General features: G+C 39.3%; 15 protein-coding genes. 3 read left to right on the plus strand and 12 right to left on the minus strand.

The annotated features are described in order from the left end of the window. Positions 1 to 78 precede the first annotated feature (78 nt). Complete coding sequence (locus ABJH64_RS17760; RefSeq protein ID WP_348275776.1) at positions 79 to 615, minus strand: pyridoxamine 5'-phosphate oxidase family protein; 537 nt, start codon at positions 613 to 615, stop codon at positions 79 to 81. 217 nt (positions 616 to 832) lie between these two features. Then, entirely contained in the window at positions 833 to 1,927 is a 1,095-nt protein-coding gene (locus ABJH64_RS17765) for an SGNH/GDSL hydrolase family protein (RefSeq protein ID WP_348299076.1), read from the minus strand. A 312-nt stretch (positions 1,928 to 2,239) separates the two neighbouring features. Between ABJH64_RS17765 and ABJH64_RS17770 the strand changes: the two genes are divergently transcribed. Both ABJH64_RS17770 and bla read left to right on the plus strand, forming a co-directional pair. Continuing rightward, on the plus strand, positions 2,240 to 5,248 hold the full coding sequence (locus ABJH64_RS17770; protein ID WP_348277093.1) for a PVC-type heme-binding CxxCH protein: 3,009 nt from the start codon (positions 2,240 to 2,242) through the stop codon (positions 5,246 to 5,248). Between the two features lie 529 nt (positions 5,249 to 5,777). Then, positions 5,778 to 6,518 (plus strand): subclass B1 metallo-beta-lactamase, encoded by a 741-nt coding sequence (gene bla, locus ABJH64_RS17775; RefSeq protein WP_348277094.1) that lies wholly within the window; start codon positions 5,778 to 5,780, stop codon positions 6,516 to 6,518. A 61-nt stretch (positions 6,519 to 6,579) separates the two neighbouring features. Here the strand turns inward: bla and ABJH64_RS17780 are convergent, their stop codons facing one another. The 10 genes from ABJH64_RS17780 to ABJH64_RS17825 form a co-directional block, all read right to left on the minus strand. Further along, positions 6,580 to 7,071, minus strand: coding sequence for a hypothetical protein (locus ABJH64_RS17780; protein ID WP_348334557.1), 492 nt, complete (start codon positions 7,069 to 7,071; stop codon positions 6,580 to 6,582). Positions 7,072 to 7,151: 80 nt separating this feature from the next. Then, positions 7,152 to 7,523: a hypothetical protein gene (locus tag ABJH64_RS17785; RefSeq protein ID WP_348277096.1), complete on the minus strand. Its 372-nt coding sequence runs from the start codon at positions 7,521 to 7,523 to the stop codon at positions 7,152 to 7,154. A gap of 112 nt (positions 7,524 to 7,635) precedes the next feature. After that, on the minus strand, positions 7,636 to 9,150 hold the full coding sequence (locus ABJH64_RS17790) for a hypothetical protein (protein ID WP_348277097.1): 1,515 nt from the start codon (positions 9,148 to 9,150) through the stop codon (positions 7,636 to 7,638). A 16-nt stretch (positions 9,151 to 9,166) separates the two neighbouring features. Beyond that, positions 9,167 to 9,820, minus strand: coding sequence for a hypothetical protein (locus tag ABJH64_RS17795; protein WP_348277098.1), 654 nt, complete (start codon positions 9,818 to 9,820; stop codon positions 9,167 to 9,169). 23 nt (positions 9,821 to 9,843) lie between these two features. After that, positions 9,844 to 10,569, minus strand: a complete 726-nt coding sequence (locus ABJH64_RS17800; RefSeq protein ID WP_348277099.1) for a hypothetical protein — start codon at positions 10,567 to 10,569, stop codon at positions 9,844 to 9,846. A gap of 99 nt (positions 10,570 to 10,668) precedes the next feature. Continuing rightward, a complete protein-coding gene (locus ABJH64_RS17805) occupies positions 10,669 to 11,412 on the minus strand; it encodes a LytTR family DNA-binding domain-containing protein (RefSeq protein WP_348277100.1) in 744 nt (247 codons plus the stop codon). Continuing rightward, positions 11,412 to 12,173: a histidine kinase gene (locus ABJH64_RS17810; protein WP_348277101.1), complete on the minus strand. Its 762-nt coding sequence runs from the start codon at positions 12,171 to 12,173 to the stop codon at positions 11,412 to 11,414. Before ABJH64_RS17810 ends, ABJH64_RS17805 begins: the two co-directional genes overlap by 1 nt. 127 nt (positions 12,174 to 12,300) lie before the next feature. Further along, complete coding sequence (locus ABJH64_RS17815) at positions 12,301 to 12,750, minus strand: hypothetical protein (protein ID WP_348277102.1); 450 nt, start codon at positions 12,748 to 12,750, stop codon at positions 12,301 to 12,303. A 54-nt stretch (positions 12,751 to 12,804) separates the two neighbouring features. Continuing rightward, positions 12,805 to 13,590 carry a hypothetical protein gene (locus ABJH64_RS17820; protein ID WP_348277103.1) on the minus strand — a complete coding sequence of 262 codons (786 nt, stop codon included), beginning with the start codon at positions 13,588 to 13,590 and terminating at the stop codon, positions 12,805 to 12,807. Positions 13,591 to 13,910: 320 nt separating this feature from the next. After that, on the minus strand, positions 13,911 to 15,023 hold the full coding sequence (locus ABJH64_RS17825; RefSeq protein ID WP_348277104.1) for an endo-1,4-beta-xylanase: 1,113 nt from the start codon (positions 15,021 to 15,023) through the stop codon (positions 13,911 to 13,913). 179 nt (positions 15,024 to 15,202) lie between these two features. On the opposite strand from ABJH64_RS17825, the gene ABJH64_RS17830 reads away from it, so the two are divergent. After that, positions 15,203 to 16,495 carry a parallel beta-helix domain-containing protein gene (locus ABJH64_RS17830; protein WP_348277105.1) on the plus strand — a complete coding sequence of 431 codons (1,293 nt, stop codon included), beginning with the start codon at positions 15,203 to 15,205 and terminating at the stop codon, positions 16,493 to 16,495. Positions 16,496 to 16,499: the final 4 nt, after the last annotated feature.

Raw genomic sequence — 16,499 nt, forward strand, 5'->3', positions numbered from 1 at the left:
CTTCACGTCCTTTGTGGCTTAAAATAAAAAATGTGACCCAGTTGCCCGGATCACATGATGAACTTTAAAGTGCCCCAACTACACTGTTAAAGTTCCTTCAATGGAATCATCCATTGTTTTTCCAGATATAGCCGAGATCAAAACTTTGATACCAGCTACTGTATTGCCATGTTTATTGTCCCAATAATACCCGCTATCTGGGACAAATTGAATCACAGAGATTCTAGGATCATCTTTTCCTTCCGTAAACCAAGCTTTCACGGTTGGATCCCAGAGCTCATCTATTTTAGCTTTATCGTCTGTAATGAAGGCGCGTCCATTCAGCTCTAGGAAATCGGAATAGGAAGAGCCCTGAAAATAGAGTGTCACATCCGTATCGGCTGCGATCTCCATGTTTTTCATGCTGTCCTTTGCCGAGAGAAACCAGATATTTCCTGCTTCGTCTGTCTTCTGTACAGACATCGGACGGGACTTATGCGAATTATTCAAACTCGTGGAGGTGACAAAAAAACAAGAGCCTGACTTGTCAATCAATTCACGGATTTTCTCTACCGCTTTGGCCCCAGCTAGGTTTTCCCGGTTATTTTCCTGTTGGTTTTCATTAATGGAGTTCATAGTATCGTTGATTAAGTTTTTCTAATTACCAGCCCAAGTGGGGGCTCAACTCAACTCATGCAAACTGACTGCCTAATGGAACAGTCTATATGCCCATTTCCCAAAAAACAATGATGTAGCTGAATAGGATGGGTTTTTAGCTACTAGCATTTCGTTTCGAAAAAAATACCCCATGGGAATAATTCAACATAGATTCCTGAATCGGGGAAATCCATTCCTATCTAGATTTCCCCAAAATCTCTCTCAACTTCTTAGAGTAAGCATCGGCATACTTCACCATACCCAAGTCGCTTGGATGAGTCCCGTCAACAAAATCTTCTATCCCCATCCCTATTTCATCCTTAGTCAATACATAAATAGCCTTCACTCCTTCTCCTTTCAGGTTTACTACAGATTCTTGAAGCCATCTATTCAAGTTGGTATAAATCTCCGCTCTTTGATTTAGCACCAAGCCGTCAGAATAGCCAGCATGCTCAGTCAAAAGAATCGGAATATCCGGGTATTTATTGCGAATGGCGCGAACTGCAGATATCAGTTTGCCTTTGACTTCATCCTCAGTAAAGCTCCCTAAGTTGGGAAGGCAATCCAAGACGAAAGCTGCCGGTTTTAGTTGAGTAAGCAATTCAATCACTTCTGGCTCCATTCTACCATTTCCAGAAAAACCTAGGTTAATCAAAGGCATATCGAGTTGTCTAGCCAAAATAGTTGTCCAAGCCATCCCAGGTCGGGAAGCACTAGCACCTTGGGCTATTGATGTCCCATAGATCAGAATAGGTTTTTCTGTTCGTGCAGGAAGAAAAGCAAGATCCTTTTCCACAGGCACTCCGATTTCAAATCCTTTCACTCCATTATAAAGTGGTAAATAGAGATAATACTCCCTGGTATCCGCCTGACTATTATCAACTTGGAATTTGTAAGTTACTTTTTCACCAAAAGAATAACCACCTCGAACCCACAGCCAGTTACCCTTCTGATCCTTGGTATATAAATCAACGCCAGATACACCTGTGGCAGGCATATGAGGCAATTGAAGATTACCGGTAGGAGCATAAGAAACATGAATCTCAGGACTGGTAGAGGTAAATCTCAGCGTCAAACCAGCTGTTTGCCTAGACAAATTCCACACGGGAGGCCTGACTCTACTCTCTACTGAATCTGGTAAGCGGTTGAATCCAATATCATCCCAGCCTCTACCTTCCACGGCCTTCATCATTTCTGGACTTTCCCCAAACCATTTAAATTCCTGCGCCCAAGTCGTATAGGAAAAGAGAAAAAACACAAAGGCGGGTAGCGTAATTCGAGTAATGTTCATGCTGCTATGAATAGAAGTGAGATGAAAAGTGAGTCTATTTAGCTAAAATAGTACTCCTCATGACAAGTGACCTATTTCTAATTCAATTAATCTGAATAACCGCAATCTTACCTATCTAAAATTCACCTTGCTCTCCTGGACAGACGATCAATCACCGAAACAGTCTAAGCAATTCGGCTAGTGAGCCAATCCTGCTTACTGGTTTTCATTTGCCCTAATTATCACCTCTTTGCAACGCAACTTTACCTCAGGTTTCCAGACTTTTTTATAATTTGAAGTCTTGATTTTCAAACCCTACTAACCTCGCGTTTTATGTTTAAAAAATTAACCATTCTCAGTCTGTTGGGATTCTTCTTATTTTCCTGTGAAAAAAAGCCTGCTCAACTCACAGATGAAGAATATGCTAAGCTGACAGACGAGCAAAAGCGAAGCCCTGAACATGCACTTGACGGAATTCTTGTTGCTGATGATCGCTTGGAGCTCACACTTTTTGCATCAGAACCGATGATGTCCAACCCTACCAATATGGATATCGATGACAGGGGGCGAGTTTGGATTGCTGAAGCTTACAACTATCGAATGGCATTGAACCCAAGAAATCCCACGCGCGCTGAAGGCGATAGAATCCTGATTATGGAGGATACCGACGGCGATGGCGTAGCGGATGAATCTAAGGTTTTCTACCAAGGAACGGATATCAACGCGGCGTTGGGAATTGCTGTACTTGGAAATAAAGTTTATGTATCAGTCAGTCCGTATGTCTATGTGTTCACCGACGCAGATGGTGATGATGTGCCTGAGAAAAAAGAAATTCTATTCGAAGGAGTCGGAGGAGTGCAGCATGATCACGGCATGCACTCGTTTACTTTTGGCCCTGACGGAAAACTATATTTTAACTACGGAAATGAAGGCAAAGGACTCCGCCATGCTGATGGATCTCCGATAGTGGACCCGCTAGGAAGACCGGTCAGCAGCGAAACTCAGCCCTATCGCGAGGGGATGGTTTTTCGGATGAATCCAGACGGGTCAGATACGGAAATATTGGCTTGGAACTTCCGCAACAACTTCGAGCTCGCTACCGACAGCTACGGGCGAATGTGGCAATCCGACAACGATGACGACGGCAACCGAAGCACCAGAATCAACTACGTGATGGATTATGGCAATTATGGTTTCAAGGATGAAATGACCGGGCAGGATTGGCGAGCGAGACGTATCAACATGGAAGACTCCGTATATCAGCAGCATTGGCATCTGAATGACCCGGGCGTGGTTCCCAATCTCCTTCAGACATACGCCGGCTCACCTACGGGGATTTTGATTTACGAGGGAAAATTGCTTCCTGAAGAATACCAAAACGAAATAATCCACTCAGACCCGGGACCGAATGTTGTGAGGGCCTATCCAGCTGTCGCATCCGGGGCAGGCTTTGAAGCGAAAATCATCAACCTCTTGGATGGGAACTCCAGAGACAAGTGGTTCAGACCATCGGATGTAACTGTCGCGCCGGACGGTTCCTTGTTCATTTCGGACTGGTACGATCCAGGGGTAGGAGGCCATGCTATGGGAGATCTGGACAAAGGACGAGTGTATCGTCTAGCGCCAAAAGGTGTAGAATACACTGTGAAAAAACCAGATTACTCAAGCATTTCTTCCTTGATGGAGTTACTCCAAAATCCAAATCGCGCCACTCACTTCAAAGCGTTCATGGCTTTGCAAGAAAAAGGGACTGAGGCAAAAGATGCACTGGAAAAACTATTTACCGAAGGTGAAAGTAGAATGAGAGCGAGGGCTTTTTGGGTGCTGACCAAACTTCCAAACGGCAATGACTACATCAAAACGGCCGCTTCAGATCCTGATGAAAACATTCGCGTAGCTGCCATTCGAGCCTACAGAAACAATAAAATGAGCGATGTGGCTTTCCTACTGGAAATGGCAGGTGATGAATCTGCTCAAGTTCGTCGCGAAGTCGCATTCGCCATACGCTACAAGGCCAATCCAGAGGTTTGGCTGAAATTAGTGGAAGGTTACCAATCTGGCGATCGCTGGTATTTGGAGGCATTGGGGATAGCTGCCGAAGGTTTCTGGGATGAATACCTTCCTCTGTATCTGGCTGATAAAGAGCAAAGTTGGCTCGAAAATCAACAGGCAAAAGATATCGTCTGGAGATCCAGGGCATCCAATACTGCTGAGCTTTTAGGAAAAATAATCCTCACCCAACCGGGCAGGAACAATCAGGCTTACTATCGAGCGCTGGATTTCCAAGCTTCTGCTGCCAAAAACAAAACGCTAAAATACTTACTCGCAAATGCCCCCGAAGAAGATCAGCTCATCATATTAAGGCAAATTACTTTCGACCCATCCTCCCCGGATCAAGAAATATTATCACTCGCCAAAAAGACAGCAAACAGCATCGCCGATGATCGAGACTTCCTGGATATCGTAAGTAAATATCGCCTGAAAGATCAACAAACGAGGCTGGAGAAATTAGTTTATCAATCCGAAAACAAGCAGCACTCTCAGATGGCAGCCAACACCTATGCTGCTTTGTTTGGGTTGGAGGAGATTGCCGAGTCATTTACTGATCCAGACGAAGCCAAAGCGATTTCGTCTTTGGAAAAATTTGGGGTAATTGATAACGAGGAAATGGCAATACTACTCGCAGAAGTGTACCTAGATAACTCCAACTCACTCGAGAAAAGGACGGCTGCTATGGAAGCCGCCAAAGGTTTCAATTCAGAACCTTACCTCTGGGAGCTGGCTAAAACTGATCAAATCCCTGCTGATTTACTTCCAATAGCTCAGAAAATCCTACTTTCTTCCTGGAACGGAAGCATTCGAAAAGAAGCTAATGATAAATTTGGCAGCTCGTCAAGTCAAGCTGCGATTGACCTGCCAAGCTTGCTCGCCCGGCAAGGAAATGTAGAAAAGGGGCTTTTGCTATCGGACACGTACTGCCTCGCCTGTCACAAGATCGGTGATCGAGGGATAGACTTTGGCCCGGCATTATCAGAGATCGGAGATAAACTTTCCAAAGAGGGGCTTTTCAACGCAATCATAAATCCTTCAGAAGGAATGGGTTTTGGTTATGAAACACACCTAGTGAAACTTAAGGATGGGACGAAATTTACCTGCATCGTCAACTCCAAGACCGAAAATGACTTGGTTGTGAAACTGGTGGGAAGTGCTGAGCAGAAGATTTACAAACTCGCGAATGTAGAAAGCATCACCCAACTTGAAGAATCGCTCATGCCGAAGTTCCCTCTTACGGAGACAGAACTGGTGAATTTGGTGAGCTACCTGGAGACGCTGAGGAAATAGGGAATAGGAGAATAGAGATGAGGAAATTAAATTCTCTGACCTCTATTCTCTTAATCTCTATGTCGAAGGTTGACTTATCTATCCAAACTTCGAGTAGAAAATAATTTCAAGATCTATTAAAAGGCTTTGATGGTAAACGGGAGGTCAAGCGTGACCCTGAAATCATTAGAGAAGCAGTTAAAAAACTGACCGAGTAGCACCCAATTATTATGTTTTCATTTATCAAAAAAATAATCGGTTTGCGGAATATGATTGGTCACCCCTAGGACACCTTAAATGTTAAATATGATTATCCGCTTTTCTACCAGTAAGGTGGAATAAGCAATGTAGCAGATGTTAAACTTAAGAATTGAGGCCGCTTCGGTCATCGGTCTTCCAACCAGATAAGCAAGGAATATAAGGTGACAGGCATTATTGCGGATAATCATAATGTTAAATTAATCTGGGCAATTACTCAAAAGGATATACCCATTATTCAGAATGAAAGCGTGAAGTTAATGAGTCATTAAAAAAATCCTTTTCCCCTCACATGATAGTCAAAAAGCTACTTACCACTCTATTTATTCTAATCAGTACTGTTGCCACTCAGGGTCAGCAGCCAACTAGCATCTACAAATCTGAGAACCTCCAAATTGAGCAAATCAGCCCCAATACCTTTGTCCACATCAGCTACCTAAATACCAATGATTATGGGAAAGTTGGCTGTAATGGCATGATCGTAATCAATGAAGGAGAAGCCTTGGTTTTTGATACGCCGACCGATGATGAAGCAAGCTTAGAGCTGATCAACTGGCTAGAAAAAAAACAAATGGTTACTGTCAAAGGAGTTGTCGCTACACATTTTCACTTGGATTGCTTGGGCGGTCTAAATGAATTTCACGCCAGAGAAATCCCTTCCTTCTCTTCAGACAAAACTATCGCATTGGCAAAAAAAGCAGGTTATCCTATCCCACAAAATGAATTCAAAAAGAAGCTAGAATTAAAAGCTGGAAACATTCTAGTGATTAATCAATACCTCGGTAAAGGACATACCAAAGACAACTTTGTGGCCTATGTTCCTTCCGATCAAGTGTTATTTGGCGGCTGTATGATCAAGGAATTAGCAGCTGGAAATGGCTTTTTGGGAGACGCCAATATCGGCGCTTGGTCAAAAACTGTTTTGAAGGTGAAATCCACATTTCCTGAGACTTCTATTGTGATCCCGGGACATGGGAAGATTGGCGGGGTGGAGTTGTTGGATTATACGGTGCGGATGTTTCGGAGGGATTGAGGTAATAAATCAACAGCCACGAGTAAATACCCGCGGCTATTGAAATAATTATCTGAATACTTTAATTAATTACTATGGCATTGGCCATTTGAAACTCACCAGCCCTATGTCCTGAATTACACCTGGAATAATCAGAACTCGCTAATATGTTATCAACACAACTAGAAAATAACATACCTGCGAAAAAAAGATTTTCAGAACCAGCTTCAGAATAATAAAATCCATTTTCTTTTAAAACCCTTTTGCTACCATCTGAAAACTCCATCTTCAAAAGCATGGGGTTTGGTAAAGTGTAAACCCCTCTAAAGGAATTGTAAAATTTGAAGAAGGATCTAACACTAGTTTGATTATCTAAAGTAGGATACGCAAACGTAAGATAATAACCTAGGCAATCAGAAAGGCTACAGTAAATCTTATCATCAAAAGCTATTCTAAACTCTACCGTAAACGATCCAACACCATTTTGTCTGGAATCCTCACGGTATCGAACTTGCAACGCTTTGTCACTTTGGACAAATAGCCAATTAGAAAACTCGGCAGATTCTTCTAACACGAATTCGCCAGAAGGATTTGGAGGAATGAAAAGGACCAAAGAAAAAACAACTACGAACACTAATTTCATATAGATATCACTTAAGTAGTTTGAAATTCAATAAAACATTTAAGCTCAAGGTTTCCTCTACACTTTCGAGGTTCTATTCCACCGCCAGAGTTTGAAATCACATAACTTCCCCCAAGATGTCCATAACGAATGTACCGCAAGTGTCGGTTTTCATAGATTTTGGTTTTTGCCAAATCCTCCATAGCATAGTTGACTTCATTCTTTACTCTCTTGGCATCCCCGCAGCTCCTTACGCCCTTCCAGCCATGATATTTAATTTCTTCTATTCGAAGAATAGAAGCGCTACTAATAACACCTACAAGGGGTTTCATAAGTTCTGACAGATCTATGAGTTCATTAGACTCCAACTCAACTGATTCTGATTTCTCCGTACTTGATTCCATAATGTTCAAAGGTTAAGGTTAAATTATTGAGGGAATCTCTCTAAAAAACAGTACCCAGAGAATCATAAAACCGAAATCGGTGAGGTTGAACTAGAGAACGGAATAAATCAAATCAAAACCGGAAAAAATAACCTAAACTAGCAAAACCTGAAACTCCCATTTTTGAATAAGTAATTTGCTCAGGAGAGGAAGGGTAAGTTATATTTGGATAATTATCGTATGCTGAACTTAGCTGATCTACGTGCCCAGCGATAACTCCAATATCAAATGCAAAAGAGTTTTTTGTACCCAAGGTCAGTCCTAGCCCTCCCAAAACTCTAGGACGGACGTTATCTGTAAAGGAAATACCTGCACCTAATGAAAAATGACCACCTAAATTATTATTAAATTTTTTACCAAATTTGGCAAGTATAGCTGTTCCAACCTCCACATTCCCACCATCTTCCTTGATAACACTATAATTCGAAACGGTATCTCCTTCTATATTGCCTTTGATTGAAAAAACTTCACTTTGCAATCCGCTAATATAAAATGAAGAACTAACACCGAAATAAGGTGTCTTTTCAAGGGGAAACACAAAAGTAGTTGAATAGGAATTCAATTTATATTCAGGATCCCGAAGGATTAGGCTAATTGTAGTTTTATTTCGCTCTCCTAAATATTGAATTGGCAGAGAGTAATAATCTCTGTTTTGAAGATTTTGAATAAAAGAAACTTTGTTCATAGATTTTTCCCAATCTTCTCCTGTGATTGAATTTACAGCTGCAACTAAACTACCTTTCAAGGCTTTAATATTATCCAAAACTACCCCCTTTTGCTTAACCAATTCTTGAAAAGACGCTTCATTAAATTTATATCTCTCTTTCAATCCATCCTCAAGATTTTCGAAATCATAAGAACCCAATATAATTCTAAGACTTTCCTCTAATTTTAGGAAATCATTCCAAGTGTTATCGTTTTCAATCGGAATAACTATAGCACTTAGTTGGTCTCGAATCTGGGACGCAGTTGTTATCTTATCATCCAAACTCAATGATGTTTGAGTAGAATTAAGTTTCGCCGAAATAATACTCTTCTTAATTTCAAAATAGTATTCATTTATTTCATCCAATTTACTATTTATCTGGGATTCGATTTTTAGAAGGGAGTTATTATAGTTACTCAAATTCCATCTAGCATCACGTAATTTGAATTGAAATTCATCTTTTAAAACTTCCTCAATTCTCTTGTATTCAATTCTCTTTTCTTTAGATAAAGTCATGATCTCGGCACCATCACTTTTACCCATATATTGGCTACCAGAAAAATTAACGGAGGCAAGGCTTGATGTTATTTCCTCAATATTGAAATCCCCAATCGAAGGAAGCTTAAGTTCTTGAGTAGTTAAAGTGTCTTTTTGATTTATCAAAACTTGGTAATTAATCTGATTTATTCCAGAAATTTTAATATAATAAAACTCCCCTATCTTAAGGTCGCTGTATGACTCTACATTCTTCAAAATTAATTGGTTATTCTCCCAGCAATAATGAATTAATTTGATATTTGAGTTATAGTTTGGATTTTCCAATTGAGAGAAAGCTTGATAAGCTAGCGAAAATAGAACAAGAAATATTAATAACTTTTTCATATGATTTTTTTTGGGGTTAATGAATAGAACTTTCTTCTATCTTTATCTTAACTACACCTATAAGAAAAAAGACTCCTCTCATAATATTCATAATATGCCTTAAGAAGTAAACATCTTGAGCTGTCTCTGTAGGAATTAACAAATCAATGAAAAAACTTCCAAATGAATAGGTAAAAATTCCTGAAAGAATCCAGAACCAAGGACATTTAAATAACTCATAATTCTTCTCAGCTAAACCTAATAAACCAAATGCCGAAATAAAGGAAAAAAATATCAACAAAGTAGCTGAGAATATTGAACTAAGATTGATAAATGAATCCCAATCTCCATTTATAAGTGTCAAAGGAATTAAGAGAGTAAATAATAATATATAACCAACTCCAATTCGCTTAAATAAAAGCATATGATTCATCTGCCATGAGACAAATTTCAAACTGAAAAACAAGATAAGATTACCTTCCACAAATAAGTAAATCAGATGTAAAGGATAATAAATCTTGTCACCTTTTTCAGTTAACGGTATTAAATATCCAATAAGGTCAATTAAAGCTGAAGCCAATAAAAATAGCAAAAACAAAATATAATTAGTATCAAGTCTGGCTATTTTAACACACAATACTGCCATAGGAAGCCATACGATTCCTATAGATAATTTGTGAAGAATCTCCATGTTGATGAATTCATACAAGTATGCTACCGAGGCCTGGGAGGTCTAGATCCATTAATCATGTAAAATTTAAAATCACTTGTCTTAATTTTATTTTGTAACGGTTTCCCTTGGGCGTCTCGTGCAATCAAAACCAACCTCAATCCGTGTGGAGAATCATTCGCGTCGAATCCAAAATGATATGAAATGTATTCCAAATCAGGATTCCCCAGAAATTCCAATAAATAGGAGCGTCCAATATCTTGACCATCCTCTACTGACATATATGCAAAACCAACTTCACACAGATTCTTCCCCTCAGTCTGACGCAAAAATTCATTTACTTTGGGCTGAATTACCACTGAATTACTCGCTTTATTCTTGTTTTTTCCTAATAAAACATCAACCTCAAAATCGAATACTGTTAGAAAAGGATTCCACTCTTTCTCACCTGAACTCATAATAAGATTAGTACATTCGATAATCTCCGAACTTGGTATTGGCTGATATTGCTCTATGAGGTCATCATCAAACTTAAAATTATCTCTATATTCTGCGGCTACATAGACTTGATCCTCATCCCAACAATACCAGAAAAAAATGCCGTCGAAACGAGGTTTTGAAGACCAATTCTTCATTTCTTCCGCATGAAAAATGCCTCCTGTATAGTGCTTAAAAGTCTCAAGGAATCCTTCCTCCTCAAAAGCTGCAAAATACTCCTGAGCTGTTCTCAGCTCAATTGGATCTGAAACAATACTCTTTTTGTCTGGCATAGCAATTTTGGTTTTGGTGTGTATAATATTACATTATCATATAACTTAAGTGAACTCTGAATTAGATTTTGGTGGAATAGATTTAGTAAGCGGTAGGTTTTAAGATTTAATGTGTTTTAAAAACTCTTCCTTTTTCCTCCTTGACACATCGACCACTGAACCATCGCTTAGCTTAACTTGGCCTCCCTCTCCTTTCAAATATTCCACCAAGTAAGAAAGATTGATCAAATGGGAATTATGAACTCTAAAAAAGCCGTATTCATCAAGCATCTCTTCTACTTGTTTAAGTGTTTTGGATACAATGATTTTTCTCCCATCAGTGATGAAAAAGGTGGTGTAGGTATTATCAGATTCGCATCGGATGATATCTCCTACCTTCACGAAAAGGAAGCCATGAAGTGTAGGCAATGCAATTTTTATTTGATCTTTAGGGCTATTTAAATTTTTCAACAACTCTTCAATATTGAGTTTGTTAGCAGACTTTCTCTCAAAAAAACGATCCATAGCTACATTTAATTCTTCAGGATCAATTGGCTTTAGGATATAGTCAATCGCTGCAAGCTTAAATGCTTTAATGGCAAACTCTTCAAATGAGGTGGTAAAAATTATCTCAAATGAGATGTGTTGAATTTGACTAAGCCAGTCAAAGGAGATGTAAGGAGGAAGCATTACATCACAAAAAACTAAATCGGGCTTAAGTCTTGAGACCAATTCTTCCGCTTCTTGTATCGAAGAGGCAAATCCAACCACTTCAATATTTTTCCATTTTTGAAGGAGCTTAAAGAGACTTTCTTGCGCATCCTTTTCATCTTCTACTAATACGACATTGTAAATTGTTTTCATCAAGCTTCAGCTTCAAATGGTATAACTATTTCTACTAATGTCCCGCTCCCTTGTGATTTGTTGATCTCAAAAGAGGAGGCAATTCCTGGGAAATTATTCAATTGATTAAATCGATCTTTCATTAATTGGAGTCCCATGCTACTTTTTTTTACAAAACGGGAAAGGTCGATTTCAGATTTAGGAGTAATGTCTTTCCCGTCGTCTTCTATTTGAATATTCAAATGGTTGAAATTTTCTCTTCTGATTTCAACACGAATAAACCCGTTTTTTTTTATTCCATGCCAGATGGAATTTTCCAAAAACGGTTGGATCAACATCGGAGGAATAAAAATCAATTCAGAATCATCTGGTTCATTCCAATGAATTGAAAACTCAAAATCATGCTTCCTCCGCACCTGCTCTAGCTCAAGATAGGTGCTATTCGCTTCAATTTCCTCTTGGAGACTCACCCACTTTTTAGAACTACTTTCTAATACATATCTAATTAGCTTCGAAAATTTAATCAAATAGACCCCAGCTTGTTGGGAATTTTGATTTTGTATAAAGTGATGGATTGAATTAAGACTATTAAAAATGAAATGTGGACTTATTTGAGCTTTCAAGGCCTTTAATTCGCCTTCAGCTTGTTGGAGTCTCATTTCAGTTTCCTTATTTCTAAATTCTAATTCTCTTCTTGACCGATAGACTACAAATATTAAAAATGAAAAGGCGGTAATAACAGGCAGTAATCCCACTAAAATAGTTATTTGAACTTCCGTCATACTTAACTTTAAAAAATCAAAAATTAATGAATTGGATTCGATTTTAAATTAATAAAAAAAATCAGATTCAAAATCCTTTTCAAAAAAAAAGCCCTAAAATATAGGGCTTAAGAATCTAGTGATACGACTATTGGACATGAGTCCAAACTTGAGATTTCCCTCCCGATAGCGTTCCAGACTGGGTATCTACCACTTGGCTATTTTTGAGAACACGAAGTGTAAATGTAGAACTGCTAGGAGCTCCACTGCAAGATTCAAAATATTCTACCCAATATTTATAGGTACCACTAGGTGCTTGACCAGGTTCCCAATAAATATTCTCATTGCCGCCACCGGGACAAATACCACAAATACAATCTACATCCAAATTACCTCCAGCGCCAGAAGAATTGCCATAATAAATAATTTGACCATCAGGCGCTTGCACATACAAATCCAAGTCCACACCTTCGGAATTAGAAAATTGCAAATTGAAACGCGGATCACCAGGATTACCAGCTAATTCTGGTTCTGGTTGTGGTTCACAGGATGAAAGTACAACTAATACAGCTAACCCTAAAATTTTTAATCTGTTCATTATTTCTATTATTTAAGTTAAAATTATTTAGCACTTACGTTTTAAAAATTTCGATTACCACCTCCAACTGATGCCTATATTATTTAGACTTCCTTGTGAGAATGAATAAGAAATACCAAACTTATCTGTCAAGTAATAATCCGCGCCTACTCTCCAAAAAAAGACTGCAGAGAAGTTTGTACCGCCTTCTTCAGGAAATTGAATAACCATATCTGCACCAGGCTGAAAGAATGGAAAAAAGCCCCTATTTACTTTATCAAGTTTTCCTGAAAGTTTATTTATAGGAGCATAAATTGATGTGTATGCTCGAAAGGAGTAATATGTATAATCAGAAATGTTTGAGAAAGTGTGTCCCCAATATCCAAAACCTATGTTGACATAATCTGAAATAATTTTTGATTCCCCATCGATACCCAGAGAAAAATACCCTAACGAATTAAACGCGGCCGTTACACGTAAAGGAGCATAATTTAGCCCCTCTAACTCTGGCTTGACGAACTCGTCTGAAGCACCGGTAGATTGTGTAATATCTGAAGAGGTTCCATTTTTTACAGCCGGAGCCTCAGTTGAAATAGTTTGTTTTGAAATCGTTGATTCCTTTTCATTAAAAAATTCTATCTGTCCATTTTCATAAACTATTTTCACTATTGAGGCCCTAGCCAAACTTCGATTTGGCCCAGATAGTTGGTCCCATAATTTATAAATAACAGAAGATTCACTAATCTCTACAACTTTACAACTAATTACAGAGTTGTCCAATTTTTGGATGATGTCTTGGCTAAAGCCATTAAACGCCCCAAAAAAAATTATTGCGCTTATACAAAATTTTGTAAGTCTCATCTTGAAAGAAGTTTAGATTGAAATTCAGGTTGAAATTCACTTCCATTCGGATGAAATAAAATCAGTAAGGAGATATCGGTAGGATCTATTTAGTAAATGGTAAAAAATCTTTTCCATTTGCGATAATTTGAAAAAGAAATGTAATGCTGACTAACGCTTTTGACGTACTATTTACCTGCTAAAAATCCACACCCTATCAGGTAAAATAGCCATAATAGCCTGTAATAAGAATATCATGGACGAAGTGATCAAAAACGTTTTCTCAAATAGCTTACCCAATAATGGGTCAGTGGCACATGAAAACTATTAACCAAGCTTAATCACCCTCCAGCCACCTCTCTCAGTTTCTCAAAAACCCCCTCTTTCAACTTCAATTCCCGATCAAAAAGCAAGGGATAATTTGTCCTACCCCGCACAGGAAAATTATTTAACCAACTTTTGCCATCGTGCAAACCCCAAAGTGTCACACGACTTATTTTGTCTTTATGCTTGAGGAAAAGCTGAAAAAGATCTGCGTACCGCTGTGCCAGTTTCTCCTCCGCTTCAGGAGAAATCCCATTGACGAAGGGGTTAAACTCAGGAGAATTGGCGTAGTTCATATTCAGATCTGCTCCTTCTGAATTGCTCGGGCGGGGAAGGACGTCCACATCGAGTTCGGTGATCATCACCGTGAACCCAGCTTCTGCAATCTCTATAATTCCTTGCTCTATATCCGCTAGCGAAGGTCCTTCCAACATATAATGTCCTTGCATTCCTATTCCGTCGATCCGAATTCCTTCTGCTTTCATCTCCTTGGCAAGCTTCAAAACTCCGGCTCGCTTCGAGGTTTTCCACATGTTGTAGTCATTGTAATAGAGTTCAGCATCAGGGTCAATTTCATGCGCTTTGCGAAAGGCTTCCTTGATAAAATCTTTCCCTGCAATCTTAAACCACTTCGATTCACGGTAAGATCCATCCTCATTGAATGCCTCATTCACCACATCCCAACCATCAATTCTGCTTTTATATCGACCTGCAACTTTAGCAATATGGTCTTCCATTCTGGAAAGCAAGGCACTTTTCTCAAGCTGTTCACCTGCTGCATCCTCAAATACCCAATCCGGAACCTGCTGATGCCAGACCAAGCAATGACCTACGGTAAATGCACCCAACTTTTCTCCTAACCCTACATAGGCGTCTCCAAACTCAAAATCATATAAATCCAGTTGCGGATGCACTTTCTCCCATTTCAATCCATTTTCTGGACTTAAGCTGTTGAAATGAGTTTTTAGTAATGGGAATAGTTGCTTTTCATTGTCTGCAACTTGCTGGCGATTGACCGCCACACCGAGGTAAAAACTATCTTCAAACAAATCTTTCAAGCCTTCATCGGTTGTTTTATTGGATGAAAAAGGAAAAATTAGAAGTACAATCAGAAGAGTGAATTTTGTCATCAACCAGTCTTTTTTGTGGGACATAACATTTGGCCATAGGCACATAATCAAATAAATCCTTTGGCTAAGATGGCTTCAGTATTCCTAAAAACATCATAAACCATTTCTTGACAAAAGTCAAGACATAAGCATCTATAAGTACCTAGCTTTGAAAGCTATATTGAAAAATCGAAAAACTAATGAAAAAAACAACCTATTTTATCCTACTGCTACTTTCAATTATTGGAGTTAGTTGTAGCAGTTCTTCCAATGAGCGGACTTTTGACACTTCCAAACTTACTCGTGCAACCGTAGAAGAGACAGACAAAATAGTAGAGGCGTTTATCCTTGCCGAAGATAGTGCCGTAATCGATATTCCAGCAGGTTTTTATGAGTTTCAAACTCAACTTATTCTAGATAACAAATCAAACATCACCATCAAAGGAGCGGGAATGGAGCAAACTGTCCTTTCCTTCAAAAACTTAACTACGGGCGGAGAAGGCATCAAGCTAGTAGGCAATAACCTGACTATCCAAGACCTGACGGTAGAGGACGCACCTGGAGACGGAGTGAAAGCACAGCATGTAGATGGAATTACTTTTCGTAGAATCAACGTCACCTGGACAAATGGAGATAAATCTAAAAACGGCACCTATGCCATCTATCCTGTTCAATGTAAGAACGTGATGATCGATGAGGTAATCGCCTCACATTCCAGGGATGCCGGTATCTACGTTGGGCAATCGGAAAACATCATCGTGAAGAACTCACTGGCCTTCGGAAATGTGGCAGGAATAGAAATCGAAAACTGCGACAATGCAGAGGTATTTGGTAATGTTGCCAGAGATAATGCCGGTGGAATTTTAGTGTTTAACCTTCCAGGATTACCAAAAGCTGATGGCGCAAAAACGAAGATCTATGACAATGACATCATCGAAAACAACCATGAAAATTTTGCGACAGCAATAGGAGAAGGGCCTAACGGCAATACCGTGACGATGATTCCTCCGGGATCGGGAGTGATCTTATTAGCAGCCAAAGAAGTGGAAATCTATAATAATCGCATCCTGCGCAATAAAACCACAGGAATCGGCATTGCTAGTTATCATATCACTGGCTTCCCAGCTGAGGCTCCCAACTGGTCTCCATACACCTCCGACATCTACATTCACGACAATGAATACGATCGCACCAAAGGCTTTCCTGATTTAACCAGAGAACTGGGACAATTAATCAGTGTGTACAATGCCCATGGCAAAGCCAAAACGCAGGACATTATCTATGACGGAATCTTAGATGAGTCCATCAGCAAAGACATCCTCACAAACCCGATGAGAATATGCTTAGCAGAAAAAAACATGGCGGATCTTTACTTTACACGATTCTCCCTCATGAATGGCGAAGATAATATTGAGGGCTTCTCTGATGCCTCACCTTTCCAAAACTGTGAGGTTAGAGTACAGACCAATGTAGATGTATTAGCTGAAAGGTAATGAG

Origin of the sequence: Algoriphagus sp., from assembly GCF_039969895.1 — a bacterium.
In the GTDB taxonomy this organism is placed as follows: domain Bacteria; phylum Bacteroidota; class Bacteroidia; order Cytophagales; family Cyclobacteriaceae; genus Algoriphagus.